8 protein-coding genes are annotated in these 21272 nt (G+C 70.0%); all 8 read left to right on the top strand.

Annotation, left to right across the window (positions count from 1 at the left end):
• The first annotated feature begins 89 nt into the window (after positions 1-89).
• The 8 genes from A5781_RS07135 to A5781_RS07100 are packed head-to-tail and all read left to right on the top strand — an operon-like array spanning position 90 to position 21104.
• Positions 90-3602, top strand: a complete 3513-nt coding sequence (locus A5781_RS07135) for a non-ribosomal peptide synthetase (RefSeq protein ID WP_067203218.1) — start codon at positions 90-92, stop codon at positions 3600-3602.
• Positions 3599-4363 carry a thioesterase II family protein gene (locus A5781_RS07130; protein WP_067203217.1) on the top strand — a complete coding sequence of 255 codons (765 nt, stop codon included), beginning with the start codon at positions 3599-3601 and terminating at the stop codon, positions 4361-4363. Before A5781_RS07135 ends, A5781_RS07130 begins: the two co-directional genes overlap by 4 nt.
• Complete coding sequence (locus A5781_RS07125) at positions 4356-5672, top strand: polyketide synthase (RefSeq protein WP_067203438.1); 1317 nt, start codon at positions 4356-4358, stop codon at positions 5670-5672. The genes A5781_RS07130 and A5781_RS07125 overlap by 8 nt, the downstream gene beginning before the upstream one ends.
• Entirely contained in the window at positions 5669-8674 is a 3006-nt protein-coding gene (gene mbtD / locus A5781_RS07120; protein ID WP_369817689.1) for a mycobactin polyketide synthase MbtD, read from the top strand. The genes A5781_RS07125 and mbtD overlap by 4 nt, the downstream gene beginning before the upstream one ends.
• Positions 8671-15213 carry a non-ribosomal peptide synthetase gene (locus A5781_RS07115; RefSeq protein ID WP_067203216.1) on the top strand — a complete coding sequence of 2181 codons (6543 nt, stop codon included), beginning with the start codon at positions 8671-8673 and terminating at the stop codon, positions 15211-15213. Before mbtD ends, A5781_RS07115 begins: the two co-directional genes overlap by 4 nt.
• Positions 15210-19616 (top strand): non-ribosomal peptide synthetase, encoded by a 4407-nt coding sequence (locus A5781_RS07110; protein ID WP_067203436.1) that lies wholly within the window; start codon positions 15210-15212, stop codon positions 19614-19616. Before A5781_RS07115 ends, A5781_RS07110 begins: the two co-directional genes overlap by 4 nt.
• Positions 19613-20908, top strand: a complete 1296-nt coding sequence (gene mbtG / locus A5781_RS07105) for an NADPH-dependent L-lysine N(6)-monooxygenase MbtG (protein WP_067203215.1) — start codon at positions 19613-19615, stop codon at positions 20906-20908. The genes A5781_RS07110 and mbtG overlap by 4 nt, the downstream gene beginning before the upstream one ends.
• Positions 20886-21104, top strand: coding sequence for an MbtH family protein (locus A5781_RS07100; protein ID WP_066954047.1), 219 nt, complete (start codon positions 20886-20888; stop codon positions 21102-21104). Before mbtG ends, A5781_RS07100 begins: the two co-directional genes overlap by 23 nt.
• Positions 21105-21272: the final 168 nt, after the last annotated feature.

Raw genomic sequence — 21272 nt, 5'->3', positions numbered from 1 at the left:
AACCGGGGGGCGTAGTAGCGGCGATTTGTGAGTAAGGATAGGGTAACCAAAAATACTTAGGGCAGCCTGTGCTAATCCAGGGAGGGTTCGTGGTGCGTGCCTCGGCGCGCTCGGAAGACGTCCGGGCGCAGGTGGCCGACCTGCTCGGCGTCGGTGTCGACGACGTTCACCCCAGCACCAACCTGATCGGCCAGGGCCTGGACTCCATCCGGATCATGACGCTGGCGGGCCGCTGGCGCCGTGAGGGCATCGCCGTGGACTTCGCCACGCTGGCCGAAACTCCGACGGTCGAGGCGTGGACCGAGCTGGTCAGCGCCTGCTCGCCGGCCGATCCCGCCGCGCAGCACAACCCCGCGCAACCGGCGGGTGACGCGGGTGAGCCGTTCCCGCTGGCCCCGATGCAGCACGCGATGTGGGTCGGCCGCCAGGACCATCAGCAGCTCGGCGGGGTGGCCGGTCACCTCTATGTCGAGTTCGACGGCGGCGCCATCGATCCGGAACGCCTGCGCGACGCGGCCACGGCGCTGGCCCGGCGGCACCCCATGCTGCGGGTGCGGTTCCTGCCCGACGGCACGCAGCGGATTGCGGCAACCGGTGACGACTTCCCGGTCGCCGTCGAGGATCTGCGCTGCCTGGACGGCGACGAAGCGGATCGGCGACTCGCGGCCATCCGCGATGCCAAATCACACCAGCAGCTCGATGGAGCGGTGTTCGAGCTGGCATTGACGCGGCTGCCGGGCGAACGCTCGCGCCTACACGTCGATCTGGATATGCAGGCCGCCGATGCGATGAGCTACCGGACCCTGATGGCCGACCTGGCCGCCCTGTACCTCGGACACGACCTGCCCGCGCTGACCTACACCTACCGGCAGTACCGCCACGCGATCGAGGCGGAAGAGGCGCGACCGCGGCCGGCCCGCGACGCCGCCCGCGATTGGTGGGCGCAACGCATACCGCAGCTGCCGGACCCGCCTGCCCTGCCCACCACCGGCGACCGGAGTTCGCGGACGAGCACCCGGTTCTGGCACTGGCTGGAACCGCAGACCCGCGACGCCCTGTTCTCCCGCGCCCAGGCCCGCGGGGTCACCCCGGCGATGGCCCTGGCCGCCTCCTTCGCCAACGCCTTGGCTCGCTGGTCAACCACCTCGCGCTTCCTGCTGAACGTGCCGCTGTTCGGGCGCCAGCCGCTGCACCCCGACGTCGACTCCCTGGTCGGCGACTTCACCTCCTCGCTGCTGCTCGACGTCGACCTCACGGGCGCCCGGACCGCGGCGGCGCGGGCGCAGGCCGTGCAGGAGGCCATGCGGACCGCCGCCGCCCACTCCGCCTATCCCGGGCTGTCGGTGCTGCGGGACGTCAGCCGCCATCGCGGCACCCAGGTGCTCGCGCCGGTGGTCTTCACCAGCGCGCTGGGACTCGGCGCACTGTTCAGCCCCGAGGTCACCGATCAATTCGGGACACCCGCGTGGATCATCTCCCAGGGTCCCCAGGTGCTGCTCGACGCTCAGGTCACCGAGTTCGACGGTGGCGTGCTGGTGAATTGGGATGTGCGCGAAAGCATCTTCGCCCCGGGCGTCGTCGACGCCATGTTCGCCTACCACATCGACGAACTCCTCAGGCTGGCTTCCTCCGAGGACAGCTGGGACGCACCGGGACCGTCGCCGCTGCCGGACGCGCAGCGCGCGGTGCGCGACGCGGTCAATTGCCGCACCGCCGAGCCCAGCGGAGAAGCGTTGCACGACGGGTTCTTTCGGCAAGCCGAGTGGCGACCCGACGCGCCCGCCCTTTTCGCCAGCTCCGGTGACCTCAGCTACGGGCAGCTGCGCGACCAGGCCCTGGCGGTGGCCGCCGCGTTGCGCGCGGCCGGCGTCGGCGCCGGCGACACGGTCGCGGTGATGGGCCCGAAAACCGCCGAGCAGGTGGCGGCGCTGTTGGGCATCCTGAGCGTCGGCGCGGCTTACCTGCCTGTCGGCGCCGACCAGCCACGCGACCGCGCGGAACGCATCCTGGGAACCGGCGCGGTGTGCTTGGCCCTGGTATGCGGCGGGCAGCGGCTGGCACTGCCGGTGCCCGAGCTGACCCTCGCCGACGTCCTGCGAGAGCCGCCCGTTGTCACCGAAAACGTTTCGGCAAGAGTCGATCCCGACGGCCTCGCCTACGTGCTGTTCACCTCCGGATCAACCGGCGAGCCCAAGGGCGTCGAGGTGACGCACGACGCCGCGATGAACACCGTGGAGTTCATCGCGAGCCACTTCGAGATCGGTCCCGCGGATCGATGCCTGGCGCTATCCACGCTCGAAGGCGACATCTCGGTGATGGACATCTTCGTCACCTTGCGCACCGGCGGGTCGATCGTGGTGGTCGACGAAGCGCAGCGCCGTGACCCCGACGCCTGGGCCCGGCTGATCGACACCCACCAAGTCACCGTGTTGCACTTCATGCCGGGCTGGCTGGAGATGCTGATCGAAGTCGGACACGGAAGGCTGTCCTCGGTGCGGGTCATCCCCACCGGCGGGGACTGGGTGCGGCCGGAGGTGGCGCGCCGCCTGAAGGCCGAGGCGCCCAGCTTGCGGTTCGCCGGTCTGGGGGGAGCGACCGAAACCCCCGTGCACAACACCATTTTCGAGGTTGACGATCCCGACGCCCTGCCGTTGGACTGGACCGCCCTGCCCTATGGGGTGCCGCTGACGAACAACGCCTGCCGCGTCGTCAACGACGCGGGCGACGACTGCCCCGACTGGGTCGCCGGCGAGCTGTGGGTCTCGGGTCGTGGCATCGCCCGAGGCTATCGGGGGCGTCCGGACCTCACCGCGGAGCGCTTCCTCGAACACGCGGGACGCAGGTGGTACCGGACCGGCGACCTGGCCAGGTATTGGCCCGACGGCACGCTCGAGTTCGTCGGCCGCGCCGATCACCGGATCAAGATCAGCGGATATCGCGTCGAACTCGGCGAGATCGAGGCCGCGTTGCGACGGCTGCCGGGGGTGGCGATCGCGGTCGCCGCCCTGCTCCCCGCATCGGGGGGCTCCGAGGTGCTGGCCGCCGCGGTATGTCCGGAAAGTTCCGGCGGCGCCGCGCTGACGGCCGAGCGAATTCGGGAGCTGATGGGCGAACTCGTTCCGGCGCATATGGTTCCGCGTCACGTCGCGCTGGTCGGGCGCATCCCGTTCACCGACGCCGGCAAGATCGACCGTCGTGCCGTCGCCCGCGACTTGGGCGCCAAGGTTTCTGTGTCCGAGCAGCCCGGCTACCGCGCCGCGTCGACCCCGCTGGAATCCGCCCTGGCTGCGCTCCTCGGGGATCTACTCGGCGCGGACCGGGTCGGTCGTGACGACGACTTCTTCGCCCTGGGCGGTGATTCCGTGCTGGCCACCCAGGCCGTGGGTCGTATCAGGACCTGGCTGGACACTCCCCACATCATGGTCGCCGACATCTTCGGCACCAGAACCGTTGCCGCACTTGCCGATATGCTTGCCGACCGCGAGCAGGACGGCCGGCGCCTGGATCAGGTTGCCGAACTGTACCTGGAAGTCATCCACATGGACACCGACACGGTGCTATCGGCTTGTCACCGGACCGGCGACACCGGGACGGCCCGATGACGTCGGACCGTGTGCTGAGTGTGCCAATCGAGTTCGCATCCTGGATCAAGTGCGTGCCCAGCAGGAACCAGAGCCGGCGCACCGGCGCGACCGTCGTGTTTCCGCACGCGGGGGCCGCCGCGGCAAGCTATCGCGTGCTGGCTACCGCGCTGGCCGCGGGCGCCGACACCTACATCGTGCAGTACCCGCGGCGCGCGGACCGGCTGAGTCACCCGGCCCCCGACACGGTGCACGACCTGGCCCGGGATTTGTTCGACGCCGGGCCGTGGAGCCGGGTGGCGCCGCTGCGGTTGTTCGGCCACAGCATGGGTGCGGTCGTGGCTTTCGAGTTCGCCAGGATCGCCGAATCCCGCGATGTTGCCGTGCAGCGCCTGTGGGTCTCGGCCGGCCCGGCGCCATCGGCCGTTGCCGCCATGCCGCAACTCCCCACCACCGACGACGGATTGCTCGCCGACATCGCCGATCTCGGCGGCACGGACCCCGAACTGCTCGCCGATGAAGAGTTCGTCGAACTGCTGACCACGGCGGTGCGCGCCGACTACGAAGCGGTCAACCGCTACGAGTGCGGTCCCGGCGTAAGAATCCGCGCCGACATCCGCGTCCTGGGGGCGCGCGACGACCACCGCGTCGATCCGTCCGCATTGCGGCTCTGGGAGAACCACACCAGCGGCGCCTTCGAGTTGTTCTTGTACGACGGCGGGCACTTCTATCTCGACGAGCACATCGATGCCGTGGCGCGACGGGTGAATGCCGATGTCTGACAACGGGTTCATCGGCGCCTCCGATCCGGTCGCGATCGTCGGCATGGCCGTCGAAGCGCCCGGCGGCATCGACACCGCCCACAAGTACTGGGAACTGTTGTCCCACGGCCGTGAGGCGCTGGGGCCGTTCCCCACCGATCGGGGTTGGCAGATCCGCGAACTGCTCGCTGGGTCGCGGCGCAGCGGTTTCAAGAAGATCCACGATCGTGGCGGATTTCTTTCCGGCGCAACCACCTTCGACCCGGAGTTCTTCGGCATCTCGCCGCGCGAGGCCGTCGCCATGGACCCCCAGCAGCGCGTCGTGCTCCGGGTGTCCTGGCGCGCGCTGGAAAACAGCGGCATCAACCCCGACGATTTGACCGGGCACGACGCGGGGTGCTTCGTCGGCGCCTCGGCCACCGGATACGGGCCGCAGATGGCCAACTTCTCCCAGCACAGCGGTCACCTGCTCGCCGGGACCGCGCTCAGCGTGATCTCCGGGCGGGTCGCCTACACACTCGGATTGGCCGGCCCGGCGCTGACGGTGGACTCGTCGTGCGCGTCCGCGCTGGCGGCGTTCCACCTCGCCGTGCGCTCGATCCAAAACGGCGACTGCGACCTGGCGCTGGCCGGTGGGGTGAACGTGCTGGGCTCGCCCGGGTTCTTCGTCGAATTCTCTAAGCAGCACGCCCTTTCCGACGACGGTCACTGCCGCCCCTACAGTGCGAACGCCAGCGGGACGGTGTGGGCCGAGGGGGCGGCGATGTTTGTGCTGCAACGCAAATCGGCCGCGCTGCGCGCGGGGCGCCAGGTCGTCGCCGAAGTCCGCGCCACCGCAGTCAACCAGGATGGCCGCAGCGCCGGGCTGAGCGCCCCCAGCGGCGGCGCGCAGGTCCGCCTGTTCCGGCGCGCCATGACGCGGGCCGGGATCCGGCCCGAAGAGGTCGGGATGGTCGAGGGCCACGGCACGGGCACCCGTCTCGGGGACCGCACCGAATTGCGGTCGCTGGCACAAACCTACGGAGACACGGCGCCCGGCGCCGGCGCGTTGCTCGGCTCGGTGAAATCCAACGTCGGCCACGCGCTAGCCGCCAGCGGCGCACTCGGGCTGGCGAAAGTCATCGTCGCCGCCGAGCACGGAGCCATCCCACCGACCCTGCATGCCGCGGAGGCGAGTCCGGAAATAGATTGGGACAGCCAGGGTTTGCGCTTGGCGAAGACGCTGACCCCGTGGCCCGCGGCCGGCGGGCAACGGATCGCGGCGACATCGGCGTTCGGCATCGCCGGGACCAACGCGCACGTGATCATCGCCCTCCCCGAGGTCGCGTGATGCTGACCGTCCCACTGCCCGACGGCCGCGTACCCGTGCTGCTCTCGTCGCACGACGAAGAGCTGATCGGCGTGGACGCCCGGGCGATCCTGGACTACCTGGGCGGGACCGGCGCAGACACAGACACCGCGGCCGTGGCGTCCACCCTGCTGCGGCTTCGGCGGGTGCGGCGGCACCGCGCGGTGGTTCGGGCGGCCGGCCGCGCCGAGCTGGTCTCCGGCCTGACCGCGCTCGCCGACGGCGAGGAGCACCCGCTGGTCACCCGATCCGGCAGCAACGTTGCGCCGTGCATCGCCTTCGTGTTTCCCGGTCAGGGCAGCCAATGGCAATCGATGGGCGCCGAGGCATACCAACGACTTCCGGCTTACCGGGCCGAGGCCGACCGGTGCGCCCAGGCGTTCCGCGCCGCCGGGCTGCCTTCACCGTTGCCCTACCTGACCGGGCAACTCGACGAGAACTGGTCGCGCACCGAAATCCAGGGAGCGCAGTTCACCCACGCGGTCAGCCTGGCCCACGAATGGCGATTCCACGGCGTGCTCCCCGCAATCGCCGTCGGCCACAGCCTCGGCGAGGTCGCGGCGGCGTACGTGGCCGGAACGATAACGCTGCCGGACGCGGTCGCGTTGGTCGGAGCCCGCGCCACGATCGTCGGCCAATTGGCCGGTCACTACGCCATGGCGGTGCTTGGCGCCGGCGTGGACGAGGCCGAGTCCCTGATCGGCGAAACGGCGGGCTGGCTGGAAGTTTCGGCGGTCAACGGCCCCTCGTCGACCGTGGTGTCCGGAGACCACGACGCCGTGGCGGCCGCCGTGTGCCTCGCCCGGCGACGGGGCGTCTTCACCCACCAGTTGTCGGTGGACTATCCGGGGCACACCAGCGTGCTGCGGCCGCTGCGCACCCAGCTGGCCGAGCTGGTTCCCCGCTCGGCGTTCCGGGACAGTCCGGTGCGATTCGTCGGCTCGACCTTCGGTGCGGAGGTCGGCGGCGACGTGGACTTCTCCGGGTACTGGTATGACAACCTTTGCAACACCGTGCGTTTCGACCGGGCGGTGGCGGCGGCCCGAAGGCTCGGGGCCACGACGTTCGTCGAGTTGTCCGCGCATCCCGCGCTGCTGTACCCGCTCGCGGACCTGGTCGACGAGCGGACGACCGTGGCCGTCGGCTCGGGGCATCGCGAAGGGGCCATCACCGACACGCTGGCGGCGAACATTGCCGGCGTGGCTGCGGCCGATCCCGGCTGCCAATGGGCCAACGCGATTCCCGGCGGTGTCCGGCCGCCGTTGCGCGGATTCCCGAACGCGCCGATGCGGGCGGTGCACCTGTGGGCGGCGCCGGAACCGCTGATCGAGACGGGGGAGACCCTCGCGCTCACCGTCGCCGTTGAGGATTGGCGGCACGAGACGAGACCGGGCGCGGCGGGTGCGGACATCGGCATTGTCGCCGTCGACGCCGCGGACGGCGCTTTGGCCAAGCGGCTGATGGATGCCGTTGCGGCGCGCGACGATTGCCGGGTGGTGTCGCCGAACGACGCGGAAGTCCTCGCGGTGATCGCGCCGGATCTCGACGAGCTCGATGCCACCGCGGCGATCGAGCAGATCGCCGAGCGGCCGGACGCAGGGTTACCCGACTACGCCGCCCTGACCGGCCCGCGATGCCGGGCCGTCTGGTTGCTGACCGCGCGCGCCGAAGCCATCGATCCGGGTGACGCCGTTGCGTCCCCGCCACAGGCGGCGCTGGCCGCGATGCACCGCAGCGTCGGCTTCGAATTCACCGACCAGGCCTTCGGGCATCTCGACCTGCCCGGCCGAGACGTCGATGCCGGCACGGCGGGCGCCGCCGTCGACGTGCTGCTCGGGGAGCCCGCGGAAGTAGCGCTGCGAGGCAACGAATCGCCGTGCCGCCACGTGCGGACCTTCCGGGAGTGCCGCGATTCGGCGACCAAGCGGCCGCTGGGCGCCGACGCGCTGGACAACGTGGTGATCACCGGCGGCAGCGGAGCAATCGGCCTGCAGTACGCGCGGTACTGCATCGAGCGCGGCGCGCGGACGGTCACCCTGTTGAGCCGCAACGGTATCGATGAAGAGGCGCTGCGCCGGCTTAGCGCGAACCACGACACCGAGGTGCGCGCCCCGCGGTGCGATATCACCGATCCGGCCGCATTGGCGGCCGTCGCCGCCCGGCACGCGGGGAACGGCGCGTCGTTGCTGATCCATACCGCGGGCATCGCCGCGGCCCGCCCGCGTTCCGAGCTGACCGGAGCCGACGTGGCGGCGGTGTGTGCCGCAAAGGTGCGCGGGCTGGCGCTGCTGGCCGACGTGTGGCCGCTGCGGCCCGATTGCCGGATCCTGGCCTGTTCGTCGGTGTTCGGCGTATGGGGCGGTTACGGCCACGCGGCTTACGCCGCCTCCAACCGGATGCTCGACGTGCTGATCGCCCAGCTGCGCGGCCGGGGCCGCGACAGCATGGCGATCCGGTGGGGGCTGTGGCAGGCCGCCGGCGTGGTCACGGGTGACGAGATCACCCGCACCGAACGCTCCGGCCTGGTCGCGATGGCTCCGGAACCGGCGATCGAGGCGGGCCTGTGCCGCTACGACGCAGATCCACTGATCTTCGACGCCGACCTCGACCGGCTCGCGGTGTTCTTCGAAAGCCAGGGCATGCCAATGCCGTTCAGTGCGCGGCGAGGCGGCGACGGGGGGGCGGACGGCCTTGCCGCCAAGCCGCTCGCCGAGGTGGTGCGCACCGAACTCGCCGCGACATTGCACCTGGAAGATTCGGTGTCGATCGACCCGAGCGCACCGCTCATCGACCTGGGAGTGGACTCGTTGCTCGCACTCGATCTGCGTAAGCGGCTGCGCCGGACGGTCGGAAGCTCGGTCCCGGTCGCTCGCATGCTCGGCGGGATCACCCTCAACGAATTGATCGACGCGTTACACGCCGGGCCGCGGGACGGCGCAACACTCGACGATCGTGAAGCCAGAAAGGTTGGACTCCCAGCGTGACGAACACCACCGGGGCCAGCGCCCGTCTCGATGACGAACGCCTGGAATTGTTGCGCCGCAAGATCGCCGAACGTGGCCTGGCCAGGCCCGCCGTCTCCGCACCCGTGGCCACCTGCGACGAGCCGCGCATGTCCGTCGGCCAGCACCGGATGTGGTTCGTACAGTCGGTGGACCCCGACAGCGCGCTGCTCAACGTCTGTGTCTCCTATCGCGTAAGCGGCACGGTCGACATCGACCGATTGCGGAGCGCGATCGACGCCGTGGCCGCGCGGCACTCCGTACTGCACACGACGTACGACACCGGCCCGGACGGCGACCCGTATCCGGTCATCCGCGAGGAGCTGCGGCCCGAGTGGGCCGAGCACGACCTGTCGGAACTGACCGATCAGGCCCGGCGGTTGCGGCTGGATGTGCTGGCGCAGCGGGATTTCCGCCGGCCCTTCGACCTGGCCAAGGATTCGCCCCTGCGTGTCACCGCGGCCCGCTTGTCCGCCGACGAGCTGATGCTGTTGGTCACCGCGCATCACATCGCCTGGGACGACGCTTCGTGGACACCGTTCTTCGCCGACCTGACTCGCGCGTACACCGATCCGGTCGGATTCGGCGGCGAACCCGCAATAACGGCGCCTCCGCCGGACGAAGCCGCGGATCACGCCGCGGACTTCGAATACTGGCGGCCCCTGATGGCGAATCTGCCTGAGCCGCTTGAGCTTCCGGGTGCTAACGGTTCGGTGGTGCCAAGCACCTGGCGTGCACAACGCGCTACGACGCGGTTGCCGGCGGCCACCGTCGATCGCGCCGCGGCGCTGGCGCGCGAGACCGGTGCCACCCCGTACATCGTGCTGATGGCCGCCTTCGCCGCGCTGGTGCATCGCTACACCCAGTCAACGGACTTCCTGATCGCCGCGCCCGTGCTCAACCGTGGCGGGGCGGAATCGGCCATCGGTTACTACGGCAACACCGTGGTGATCCGGATGCGACCGGAGCCACACCAGACGTTCCGGCAGCTACTGGCCCAAACCCGGGATGACGCGGTTGGCGCCTTCGCCCATTCGCGTGCCGACTTGGACTGGCTGGTGCGCGAGTCCAATCCCGATCGCCGGCATGGCGCCGACCGGATGACCCGGGTGAGCTTCGGGCAGCGCGAGCCCGATGGCGCCGGCTTCTGCCCGCCCGGGGTGCGGTGCGAGCGAGGGGAACTGCGCGGTCATTTCAACCAGCTGCCACTCAGCTTCATGATCGAGCTGGATCGCGCGAACGGCGGGCTGGTCGAAGCCGAGTACCTGGTCGAGGTGCTGGATCACCGGCTGGTGGACCAGCTGCTGAGGCACTACGCGGTGCTGCTCGACAACGCACTGGCGGACCCCGACGCCGCGCTGTCGGCATGCGCGCTGATGGACAGCGACGATGCCGAGTGGTTGCGTTGGGCCTCGACCGGTGCCGAGTTCGAGACCCCGGCCGCCACCTTGCCCGCGCTGGTCACCCGCCGAGCGGCGCTGTCGCCTGATGCCATCGCCGTGGTCTATGAGGGTCGCGAGTACACCTACCGGGAGATCGACGAAGAGTCGAACCGCTTGGCACACTGGCTGATCGAGCAGGGCATCGGCACCGAGGACCGCGTCGCGGTGTTGCTGGACAAATCACCCGAACTGGTCATCACCGCGCTGGGAGTGCTGAAGGCCGGAGCGGTCTACCTGCCGGTGGATCCCACCTACCCCGAGGATCGGCTGACCTTCATTTTGGGTGACGCCGACGCCAAACTGGTGCTGCGCGAGGCGGTTCCGGGGCTGTCGCGATACCCGGCCACCGCGCCCGCCGAGCTTGCGCGGCCGTTGGGCCCACACAACACCGCCTACTTGATCTACACCTCGGGTTCGACCGGCCTGCCCAAGGGCGTGCCGGTGCCCCACGCCCCGATCGCCGAATACTTCGTCTGGTTCGGTGACGAGTACCGCGTCGACGAGACCGACCGGCTGCTGCAGGTCGCGTCGCCCAGCTTCGACGTGTCCATGGGCGAGATTTTCGGCACGTTGATCATGGGCGCGCGCCTGGTGATTCCGCGGCCCGACGGGCTGCGCGACATCGGCTACCTGACGGATCTGCTGAGCCGCGAGGGCATCACCTCGATGCATTTCGTGCCGTCACTGCTCGGGCTGTTCCTGTCTCTTCCCGGGGTCAGCCAGTGGCGCACCCTGCGGCGCGTGCCGATCGGCGGGGAGGCCCTGCCGGGCGAGATCGCCGACAAGTTCCACGCCACCTTCGACGCGCTGCTGTACAACTTCTACGGACCGACCGAGACCGTCGTCAACTGCACCAGCTACCCGGTCGAAGGGGCCCAGGGCACCCGGGTGGTACCCATCGGGCGTCCCAAGATCAACACCCAGGTACACCTCCTCGACAACGCGTTGCGGCCGGTTCCCGTTGGCGTGATCGGCGAGATCTACATCGGCGGAACGCATGTCGCCCACGGATACCACCAAAGACCCGGACTGACGGCCGAACGGTTCGTCGCCGACCCGTTCACCCCCGGCGGTCGGCTGTACCGCTCCGGCGACCTGGCCCGCCGCAACGCCGACGGGGACATCGAGTTCGTCGGCCGCGCCGACGAGCAGGTGAAGATCCGCGGCTTCCGCATCGAGCTGGGCGAGATCGCCGCCGCCATCTCGGTCGACCCCAGCGTCGGGCAGGCGGTGGTGCTGGCCATGGACCTGCCCCGGTTGGGCAAGAGCCTGGTCGGATACGTCACGCCGGCCCCGGGTGGCGGCCCGGAAACCGTTGAGGTCGAACGCATCCGAGCCCGGGTGGCCGCCGCGCTCCCGGACTACATGACGCCGGCCGCCTACGTGGCGCTCGACGAAATCCCGATCACGGCGCACGGCAAGATCGACCGCGCCGCGCTGCCCCAACCACAGATCGCGGCGGCCGCCGCATACCGCGACCCGACGACCCCCACCGAACGCCGCATCGCCGCACTGTTTTCCGCGCTGCTCGGCCACGACCGGGTGGGGGTCGACGACTCATTCTTCGACCTGGGCGGCCACTCGCTGGTGGCCACCAAACTGGTCACCGCGATCCGCTCGGAGTGCGGGGTGGAGCTCGGCATCCGCGACGTCTTCGAGCTCGCGACGGTGGGCTTGCTGGCGGAACGGGTCGACCAGCTGAGCTCCGGTGAGCTCAGGCAGTCGCGGCCCAGGCTGATCGCGACCGCCCACGACGAGCCGATGCCGCTGTCGGCCTCACAGCTGCGCAGCTGGTTCGCCTACCGCGTCGACGGGCCCAGCTGGGTCAACAACATTCCCTTCGCCGCGAAGCTGACCGGGCCGTGGGACATCGACGCCCTGATCGCCGCCGTCGGCGACGTCGTCGCCCGGCACGAGATCCTGCGCACCTCCTACGTGGAGCTGGACGGGGTGCCCTACCAGGTGGTCGGGCCGGCCGGGGAGGTCGCCGTGCGCCGGGCGACCGGGCCCGACGACGCGTGGCTGCAGCGGGAGCTGGACGCCGAGCGCCGGCACTGCTTCGAGCTGGACCGCGAGCTGCCGGTTCGGGTTGCGGTGCTGCACACCGCCGACGACCGCACCGAACACGTGCTGTCGCTGGTCGTCCACCACATCGCCTCCGACCACTGGTCGGCGGGGGTGCTGTTCGCCGACGTGATGACCGCGTACCGGGCCCGACGGGCCGGGGAAACCCCGGCCTGGGCGCCGCTGCGGGTGCAGTACGCCGACTACGCGGCGTGGCAGGGGGCATTCCTGGGCGATGCGGGCGGCCAGGAGTCCGCCGTCGCCGCCGAGCAACGCGAGTACTGGAGCCGGCAGTTGGCCGGACTGCCGGAGGACACCGGGCTGCGTCCCGACTTCGCGCGCCAGCCGGTGCCCAGCGGCGCGGGCGAATCCGTCGACTTCCGCATCGACGCGGCCACCCGCGGCAAGCTCGCCGAGTTGTCGCGCGAGATGGGCATCACCGAGTTCATGTTGCTGCAAACGGCGGTCGCCGTGGTGCTGCACAAGGCGGGTGGTGGCCGGGACATCCCGCTGGGCACCCCGGTCGCCGGACGCACCGAGGCCGAATTGGACCAGCTGATCGGGTTTTTCGTCAACATCCTGGTGCTGCGGAACGACCTGACCGGCAACCCGACGCTGCGTGAACTGCTGACCCGCGCCCGGGAGACGGCGCTGGCCGCCTACGCCCACCAGGACCTGCCGTTCGACCGGGTGGTCGACAGCGTCAGCCCGGTGCGTTCGCTGTCGCGCAACCCGCTGTTCCAGGTTGTCGTGCACGTCCGCGACCAGCTGCCCGCCACGCGGGTGATAGAGCAGGCTCCCGAAAATAGCGGACGGGACGCGGTGTGCACCTCGCTGGACCCCGTCTTCGACATGGCGCACGCCGATCTCAGTGTCAACTTCTTCGGCACCGACGGCTCGGGGGGAGTCGGGTACAACTGCAACCTGATCTTCCGCACCGAGCTGTACAGCCGAGCCACCATCGAGCGGTTGGCCGGCTGGCTGACCCGCGTGGTCACCGAGTTTGCCGGCAATGCTGACCAGACTTTGCGCGACCTGCAGCTGACCGGCGCCGACGAGCGGCTCCGGATGCTGGAGCAATGGAGCCGGGGCGAAAGGCCGCCGCACGACCGGCCACGCACCATTCCAGAACTCCTGCAGCCGAGCCGAAGCTGGGGCCCCGACCGGATCGCGGTGCGCTGCGGCGACGAGCAGATCGATTACGTTGCGCTGCAACGTCGTTCGGACAACCTTGCGGCGCTGCTCGTCGCGCGGGGGGTGAGGCCGGGGTCGATGGTGGGGTTGTCGACGCGGCGGAGCATCGACCTGGTGGTGGCACTGGTGGCCATCATGAAGGCAGGCGGCGGCTATTTCCCCATCGATCCCGCCTACCCGCCGGCGCGCAAGCAGTTCATGCTCGACGACGTGCAACCACCGGTGGTGCTCGCCACGGCCGACGCGGCCCGCAGCATACCCGAAGTTGCCGGCGTCACGGTCATTTCGCTGGACGACCCGCAGGTGCGCGTCGCGGTGGACAACGGGGAAGTCGATCCGCGAGAACTGCCCCTCCCGCACCCCGACGACCCGATGTTTCTGGTCTTCACGTCCGGATCCACGGGCAAGCCGAAAGGCGCCCTGGGCACGCATCGGTCCATGGCGGCCCGGCTGGACTGGCAGCTACGGCACTACCCACCGAGAACCGACGACATTCGACTGGCACAGGCGTCGATCACGTTTCTCGAGGGCGGCATGGAAATGCTGGCCGGCCTCGCGGCGGGGGCGACCATGATCCTCGCCGACGATGCCGAGCACCGCGACCCGGAAGCGCTCGGGCAGTTGATGGTCCGGCACACGGTGGCCCAGGTGACCGCGGTGCCCAGCCTGGTCTCCGCCCTGGTCGACAGCAGGCCCGACGCGGTGCGCGCCCTGTCCCGGCTGGTGTGCGGTGGAGAACCGGTGAGCACCGCGCTGCTGCAGCGGCTGGTGTCGGCGTGCGCCGGCGCAGGCACCGAACTGTTGAACAACATCGGTTCCACCGAGACCTCCGGTGCGGTGTCCCGCGGTCGACTGGAGCCGCCGAATCCTTTGGTGGGCAAACCGGTCCCGGGGTCCGACGCCTACCTGCTCGACGAGGGCCTGCGGCCGGTGCCGGTCGGGGTGGTGGGCGAGCTGTACTACGCCGGCGACCAACTGGCCCGGGGTTACTGGAAGCGGCCCGGATTGACCGCCACCCGGTTCGTGGCCAATCCCTATGCCCTCGAACCCGGTTCTCGCCTGTACCGCAGCGGTGACCTTGCCCGCTGGACCGAGGACGGGCGACTGGAATTCATCGGACGTTCCGACCACCAGGTACAGGTGCGCGGCTTCCGGGTGGAGTTGGCCGAAGTCGAGGCGGCGCTGGCGGAAGCCGACGGCGTCGCCGCTGCGGCGGCCCGCACCTGGGAGGTGCACGGCGGCACCTCGCTGGCCGGATACGTTGTGCCACAACAGCCGATCGGCGATGACACCGAGAAGGCCGCGTTCGTATCGCAGGTGCGCGCCGCGATCGGAACGACACTGCCCGGCTACATGATGCCCTCGTCGTTGACCGTTCTCGACGCGCTGCCCAAAACCGAATCGGGCAAGCTGAACCGGCCCGGGCTGCCGCCGCCGGCGGTCAGCACCCGCGGACACGTTGAACCGTCGCGCACAGACACCGAACGGGCGCTGGCCAAGGTGTTCGCCGAACTACTCTCGACGCCCGAGGTGGGCCGCTTCGACGACTTCTTCGCCCTGGGCGGCGACAGCATCCTGTCAGTGCAGCTGGCCTCGCGGGCGCGGGCGGCCGGCCTGGCGGTCAACCCGCGGATGATCTTCGAGAACCCGACGGTGCAACAGCTGGCCGCCGCCCTGGATGCGTTGGGGGGCACCGACACCGAGCCCGTCGCCGAGCCCGCCGACGCCCGGTTCGAGCCCATGAGCGCGTCCGGGCTTTCGGCCGAGGATCTCGCCGCTGTGACGCAGCTGTGGTCATCGTCGCGGGACGGTACGCCATGACGGCCACCAAAGATGTCGCGCCCGACATCGAGGACGTGATGGCCCTGAGCCCTCTGCAAGAGGGCTTGTACTCGCTGACCACGCTGGCCGAATTCACCGACGGCGAGGCCGACGACCCGTACGTGATCGGCATGGCCGCCGACATCTCCGGCGCGCTTGATGTCGCGCTGTTACGTGATTGCGCGACAAAGATGTTGGTGCGTCACCCCAACCTGCGGGCCAGCTTCTTCAGCCGCGGTATCGCGCGACCGGTGCAGATCGTCCCGTCCCGGGTAGACCTGCCATGGCGCACCGTCGCCGCCGCACCCGAGGATATGCGGGCGCTGGAGGCAGGCGAGCGCCGCCGGCCTTTCGATCTGGAACACGGTCCGGCCATCCGCTTCCTGCTCGTCGAATTGCCCCGCGCGCGATGGCGTTTGGTGCTCACCGCCCACCACATCGTGATTGACGGCTGGTCGTTGCCGGTATTCGTCAACGAGATGATGATGCTGTACCGGTCCGGTGGCGATCTCTCGGCGTTGCCCGCCGGTCCGCGGCCCTACCGCGACTACATCGGCTGGCTGGCCGGCCGCGATCCCGAAGCCAGCCAGCAGGTCTGGCGTCGGCACCTGGCGGGCCTTCCCGGGCCCACCCTACTGTCGGCCGCGCTGGGCTCGGCGGAGGGCCGGCGGACTGGACTGCCCCGCACCACCGAACTGCGGATGCCGGCCGAAGCCACCACGCATTTGGTCGAGGAGACCCGGGCCCGTGGCATCACGATCAACACCCTGATGCAGATGGCGTGGGCGCTGGTGTTGTCCCGGCTGACCGACACCCACGATGTGGTTTTCGGCATCACGGTGTCCGGGAGGCCGCCCGAACTCGCCGGCGTCGAGACCATGATCGGTCTGTTCATCAACACCGTTCCCATGCGGGTGCGGCTCGACCCCGCCGCGACGGTGGGCGAGCAATGCCGCGCGGTACAGCGCAACGCCGCACTGCTGCGTGAGCACAGCCACGTCGGACATGCCCAACTGCGGGCGCTCGGCGGCGTCGGCGAAATGTTCGACACCCTACTGGTCTACGAGAACTTCCCCTTGGACGGGCTGACCGCCGGCACGGAATTGACCGCCGCCGGTGCGACATTCCGGCCGTCGGCCCTGCAAACCTTGTCGCATTTCCCGATCACCGTCGCGGCACACATCGCGGGCGGCGAACTGGTGGTGCTGGTCGAAGTGATCGACGGGGCGCTCGGCGCCATCCCCGCCGCCACCTTCGGTCGGCGGGTGATCACCACCGCCGAGCGGCTGCTGCGGGACTGGGAGCGCCCGCTGCGCCAGGTCAGCGTCCTCTTCGACGACGAGGCGGTCCCCCCGCGCCCCGCGGGCGTGCCCGGCCCGCCGGCGGTCGGCATCCACACTCGATTCGCCGAGGTCGCCGGGCGGACCCCCGACAACCTCGCGGTCAGCTGGGCGCGCGGCCAACTCAGCTACCGCGAACTGGACGCGCTGGCCGACGGCCTGGCCGCCCGGCTCGCGGAGCGCGGGGTCCGGCCCGAAACCCCGGTAGCCATCCGGCTTTCGCGGGGGCCGCAGTACGTCGTCGCGATGCTCGCGGTGCTCAAGGCCGGCGGCATCTGCGTTCCGATGGAGCCGGGAACGCCCCCGGAACGGGTGGAATCGATCCTGCGTCAATCCAATGCCTCGATCGTGCTCGACGAGGTGTCGCTCGTCGCGGGCGAGCATCCCGCCACGGACTTTCGCCCGGTCGAGGTGGCGCCCGGCCAGGCCGCGTACGTCGTCTTCACGTCGGGCACGACCGGAGAACCCAAGGGCGTCATCGGAACTCACGCGGCGGTGGCCGCCTACGCCGACGATCACCTGGATAACGTGTTGCGGCCGGCGGCAATCCGGCTGGGCCGGCGGCTGCGCATCGCGCACGCGTGGTCGTTCGCGTTCGACGCCGCGTGGCAGCCGTTGATCGCGCTGCTCGACGGCCACGGTGTGCACGTCGTGGACGAGCCCACCCAGGCCGACGCCGAGGCGCTGGTCGCGGCCATCGCCGAGCACGGCGTCGACATGATCGACACCACTCCGTCGATGTTTGCCCAACTCGCGGCGTGCGGTTTGCTGACGACAGTTCCGCTGGCCGTGCTGGCGCTGGGCGGAGAAGCGCTCGGTAAGCCCGCCTGGACGCTCATCCGCGAAGAGTGTGCACGCACCGGGATGGCGGCCTACAACTGCTACGGCCCCACCGAAACCACGGTCGAGGCGGTGGTGGCCGCCATCGCGGAGCACGACGAGCCGTCGATCGGGCGGCCGACCCTGAAGACCCGCGGGTACGTGCTGGACTCGGCGCTGCGTCCGCTGCCGTTCGGGGCGACCGGCGAGCTCTATCTGGCCGGCGCCCAGCTGGCCCGCGGCTATCTCGGCCGCGCGGCGGAAACCAGCCAGCGGTTCGTCGCCGACCCATTCGCGACCCGCGAACGCATGTACCGCACCGGCGATTTGGTGCGGCGCGGTTCCGACGGCGCGCTGCAGTACGTGGGCCGCGCCGACGCGCAGGTAAAGATCCGCGGCTACCGCGTCGAGCCCGGCGAGATCGCCGCCGCGCTCGAATCGCATCCCGCCGTCCAGCACGCCGGAGTGCTGGTGCGCCGCTCGATGGCGGGAGCGCGGCTCACCGCTTACGTCGTGATTTCCGGTGCGGCACCCCGGCCTCCGTCGACGGGCGAACTGCGCGGCATGCTCGGCTCCCGTCTGCCGCGCTACATGATCCCGCAGCGCATCGTCACGGTCGACGAAATTCCGCTGACGGCCAATGGCAAGCTGGACGAGGCCGCGCTGAGCGCCTTCGACACCGCCGAGGCGGCGTCCGGAGCCGGGCCCGAAACAGTCACGGAAGCCGCACTGGCGGAACTGCTTTCCGAACTGTTGCATCAGCCGCAGATCGACGTCACCGCGGATTTCCTGCAGCTGGGCCTGGACAGCATCATGGCACTGTCGGTGGTACAGGCGGCGCGGGCGCGAGGGATCGCCCTGCGCGCCAGGCTCATCCTCGAGTGCGCGAACATCCGCGAGCTGGCCGAAGCCATCGATTCCGAAACCATCTCCGCCACAAGCGATGTCGAGAATGGCGCCGAGCCCATGTCGGTGCTGCCCAACGGCCGCTGGCTCTACGAATACGGGGAGCCGCGCCGGCTGGCGCAGACCGAAGCCATCCGGCTGTCCGAACACGTCACCCGAGAACAATTGGACGCCGCGCTGGCCGGCATCCTGGCCGGACACGAGGTGCTGCGCGCCCGCCTGGACCGCGCGACCATGACCCTGGTCCCGGCCCGGGCCACCGACACCCCCCTCATCGAAGTAGAGGTGGCCGCCGATCTGCACGCCGTGGTCCCCGATCACGTCGCACGCGCCGTCGACCGCCTCGACCCGGAGCGGGGGGCGCTGCTGGCCGCGGTGTGGCTTCGCCCCCCGAGCGGGCGGAGCGTCCTGCTGCTGGCCGCCCACGTCTTGGCGATGGATCCCGCGTCGTGGCGAGTGGTTCTCGGCGAATTGGACGCCGCCCTACAGGCTTTGGCCACCGGTCACTCTCCGGCTCCGGTCCGGGAGCACACGAGCTACCGGCGCTGGGCCGGTGCGCTCATCGAGCGCGCCCACCGGCTGGACACCGTGCGATTCTGGGTCGCCCAGTCCGCCGGCGACGATCCCGAACTCGGCGCCCGACGGGTCGATCCGCGTCGCGACCGGGCCCGCGATCTGGACGTCCGGATGATCGCGGCCGACGCGGACACCACGCGCCGACTGCTGGACTCGGGCGTGCCGTTGCCGCACCTGCTGGTCGCCGCCACCGCGGCGACGGTGACGCGGTGGCGGCGGTCGCGCAATCAGGCCACGCCGCCACCCCTGCTGGCGCTCGAAACACACGGCCGCGCCGATGGTCTCGTCGACGGGCCGGGCGCGCACACCATCGACACCGGCGACACCGTCGGACTGCTGAGTTCCATCTACCCGGTGCGGGTGGCGTCGGCCGATCCACGAGACGTGGGGGAGCAGCTGGCGGCCATCCCCGGCGACGGGCTGGATTACGGGCTATTGCGCTACCTGCGTGCCGACACCGCCGAACGCCTCGCCCCGTTGCCCGGCCCGCAACTGTTGCTGAACTACCTCGGTGCCGCCCACGCCGCCGGCGGGACCCGGCTGCTGACGCTGGAGCGGGAGCTCCTCGCCGGGGTCTCGCCGCAGCCGGAGCCGGAGCTGGCGGTTCGCCACGAGCTCACCATTGTGGCCGCCATGCTCACGTTCGACGGAGAGCGCGTGCTGGCCGCACAGTGGCGCACGCTGCCGGACATTCTCGCTGACACCGAAGTGACCGAGCTGCAACGTCTTTGGATCGAATCGCTGCGGGAGGCGGTCACATGAGCACGCTTGCGATAGTGGGCGCGGGAGCCAAGGCGGTTGCCGTCGGGGCCAAGGCGTCCGTGCTGAGCGAGATGGGTGTCGATGCCCCCCAGGTGATCGCGGTCGAACGCATCGGCGTGGCGGCCAACTGGCAAGCCAGCGGAGGTTGGACCGACGGGGCGCACCGGTTGGGCACCAGCCCGGAGAAGGACGTGGGGTTCCCGTACCGCTCCGCGCTGGTGCCCCGCCGCAACGCCGAACTCGACGAGCGGATGACCCGCTACAGCTGGCAGTCCTATCTGATCGCCACGGCGTCCTTCGCCGAATGGATCGACCGCGGCCGACCGGCGCCGACTCATCGCAGGTGGAGCCAATACCTGGGTTGGGTGGCCGAGCAGACCGGTCTCAACGTGGTGCACGGTGAGGTGGAACGACTGGCCGTCAACGGCGACCAGTGGGCGCTGCACACCCACGAGGACACCGTGCACGCCGACGCTTTGATGATCACCGGGCCGGGGCAGGCCGAGAAATCATTGCTGCCCGGCAATCCGCGCATGCTGTCGATCGCGCAGTTCTGGGATCGCGCCGCGGGCCACGACCGGATCAGTGCCGAGCGAGTGGCTGTGATCGGGGGTGGCGAGACGGCCGCGTCGATGCTCAATGAACTGTTCCGGCACCGGGTTTCGACCATCACCGTCATCTCCCCGCAAGTGACCCTGTTCACCCGCGGGGAGAGCTTCTTCGAGAACTCGCTGTTCTCCGACCCGACCGACTGGAGCGCTCTGACGCTGGCCGAACGCCGCGACGCGTTGGCCCGCACCGACCGCGGGGTGTTCTCGGCGAACGTGCAGGAGGCCCTGCTGGCCGACGACCGGATCCGCCACTTGCGAGGACGGGTGGCCCATGCGGTGGGCCGGGACGGTCAGATCCGGTTGACCCTGTCCACCAACCGGGGCAGCGAGAACCTCGAGACGGTGCACGGTTTCGACCTGGTAATCGACGGCTCCGGCGCCGACCCGCTGTGGTTCACGTCGTTGTTCGGCCCGGACGTGCTGGACCTGCTGGAGCTTGGCCTGGGCGGACCGCTGACCGCCGACAGCCTGCAGGAAGCGATCGGCTACGACCTGGCGGTTGCGGACGTCGCGCCGAAGCTGTTCCTGCCCAACCTGTCCGGGTTGACGCAGGGCCCTGGATTTCCGAACCTCAGCTGCCTTGGATTGTTGTCAGACCGGGTATTGGGAACTGGTGGGGGCTTGGTGGGCCCGCCCAAGCACACGACGAGGAGACGCGATGAGCATCAACCCCTTCGATGACGACAACGGCACATTCTTCGTGCTCGTCAACGGCGAGGACCAGCACAGCCTGTGGCCGAGCTTCGCCGACACCCCGGCGGGCTGGCGCGTGGTGTTCGGCGAGGCAAGCCGCGCGGAGTGCCTCGAATATGTCGAACAAAACTGGTCCGACATCCGGCCCAAGAGTCTTCAGGAATCGATCGAGCGTCGTTCATAACAGCGGCGGCGCCGCCGCCGTAGCGTCGCCGTAACGTGACCGGCCCGAGACACAATCGCCGGTCACACCAGGCACACTTACACCAATTAAACCGTGGTGACGCGGAACCTTCTGGGGGACAAGATCGCTGAGATCCCGCCACGGTTCGCGCGTATCGAAGGGGGAACC

Source organism: Mycobacterium sp. 852002-30065_SCH5024008, assembly GCF_001665645.1.
GTDB classification, from domain to species: domain Bacteria; phylum Actinomycetota; class Actinomycetes; order Mycobacteriales; family Mycobacteriaceae; genus Mycobacterium; species Mycobacterium paraffinicum.
Note: the sequence above shows the minus strand (reverse complement) of the source record. Positions and strands in the feature narration are given on the sequence as shown.

Excerpts from the sequence above, each read along its gene's own strand:
- A5781_RS07130 (WP_067203217.1), top strand. The coding sequence starts at position 3,599 with ATGACGTCGGACCGTGTGCTGAGTGTGCCAATCGAGTTCGCATCCTGG.
- A5781_RS07110 (WP_067203436.1), top strand. The coding sequence starts at position 15,210 with ATGACGGCCACCAAAGATGTCGCGCCCGACATCGAGGACGTGATGGCC.
- A5781_RS07100 (WP_066954047.1), top strand. The coding sequence starts at position 20,886 with ATGAGCATCAACCCCTTCGATGACGACAACGGCACATTCTTCGTGCTC.
- mbtG (WP_067203215.1), top strand. The coding sequence starts at position 19,613 with ATGAGCACGCTTGCGATAGTGGGCGCGGGAGCCAAGGCGGTTGCCGTC.
- A5781_RS07125 (WP_067203438.1), top strand. The coding sequence starts at position 4,356 with ATGTCTGACAACGGGTTCATCGGCGCCTCCGATCCGGTCGCGATCGTC.